Origin of the sequence: Pontibacter roseus DSM 17521 (assembly GCF_000373265.1) — a bacterium.
GTDB classification, from domain to species: Bacteria; Bacteroidota; Bacteroidia; order Cytophagales; family Hymenobacteraceae; genus Pontibacter; species Pontibacter roseus.
This window is the reverse complement of record NZ_KB890764.1, coordinates 1-1,289: the sequence shown is the minus strand read 5'-3', so window position 1 is coordinate 1,289 and position 1,289 is coordinate 1. Positions and strand designations below refer to the sequence as shown.

Genomic DNA, 1,289 nt, shown 5'->3' with positions numbered 1-1,289 from the left:
GCCGTGGAGAAGGGGTCGCCCCCCTCGAAGGTCTCCTGGTAGAGCAGGCTGGCCGAGGTGGCCAGCTGCGTGGCCGCCGAACCCATCCCCGGGTTGATCTCTTCTAGGTCACTGTCTAAAGTTACAGCTGCAAAAGCAATTACTAATACTGCAGTAGATATAAAATAATACATATTTAATCTTCTCATCTCTGCTACTTTAAAAACTATGGCTTCCAATTTAACTATAACAGGTACCAGAATTCTCAACTGCACGCTATTATTAAAACCTCTTATGATATAATTATAACCATTAACAAGACCGTTATACGATTTGATTATATATTTAGACTATAAAATATGTTTTTTTTAATTCGAGCATAGATAATCATGAATGAGCTTTGCTTGATTAAAGTTATAAGCATGTTGACCAACCGATTAGTAAATTCAATTCTAATCTTATAGAAGACTACGGATTGCGAATAAAGTATAAACGCAAAATTGCTCTTGATACACCTAGTAAGCTTAAACTTGATTAGCATTTGGAATAAGCCAGGATTAAATAAAAAGAGCGCTGCAGGAATAATTCCCACAGCGCTCTTCTGTTTTTACTCTACCCTAATTCAGGCTATTGCCCGACTGGGCTTATAGTTAAGCTAAGCAGTGTCACTAGTTCTTTATAGTGAAGCTAACTGTAACTGGAGTACCCGCAGTTCCTGTACCCTTGGCACCTGAATAAGGAGTTGCCGTCAGAGTATAGTTTCCAGCTGGCAAGGTTCTGGCACCGAAGTAGAAGTTACCTTTACCGTCGTCTCCAAATAGAGCATAGGGTGCAGCATTGTCACTATACGTATGTGAGTCTGCTCCTTTCAAGTCAAACTTCACACTACCACTACCTACCAAAGATGGGTCGATGTTAGCACGGAAATTAACTTTCTGAGTACCCAGAGCACTGAAGCTGAATGAAGCACCATTAGTAAGAGGCATAACATCCTTCTCAGTGCTGGCATCCACAAGAACTATTTGATTCACTCCTACTGTATTCGTGTTACCTGCTGGTAGAGTTGCAGATGGCTCTGTTGGAGCCGGAGCGGTTTCTACAGGCTCTGTGGGAGCTGGAGCAGTTGGAGCTGGCTCTGTTGGAGCCGGAGCAGTTTCTACAGGCTCTGTCGGTGCTGGAGCCGGAGCTGAAACAGACGATGTCATGTCAGCCAGCGTGGCGCCGGCCTTGCCCACGCGGATGTTGTCGTAGAAGAGCACGCGCTTGTCGGTGGTGGTCTTCTCGCTGGCCCAGTCGTCCTTGTAGACGCC

The 1,289-nt window shown here is 44.8% G+C and carries 1 protein-coding gene and 1 pseudogene; both read right to left on the bottom strand.

Going from position 1 to position 1,289, the window contains the following annotated elements; all coding sequences use genetic code 11:
• Positions 1 to 248, bottom strand: a 248-nt coding sequence (locus tag B051_RS22465) for a hypothetical protein (protein ID WP_157578831.1), incomplete at its 3' end; no start/stop codon positions are given.
• 399 nt (positions 249 to 647) lie between these two features.
• Positions 648 to 1,289, bottom strand: a pseudogene (locus B051_RS22720) (hypothetical protein); the annotation flags it as partial.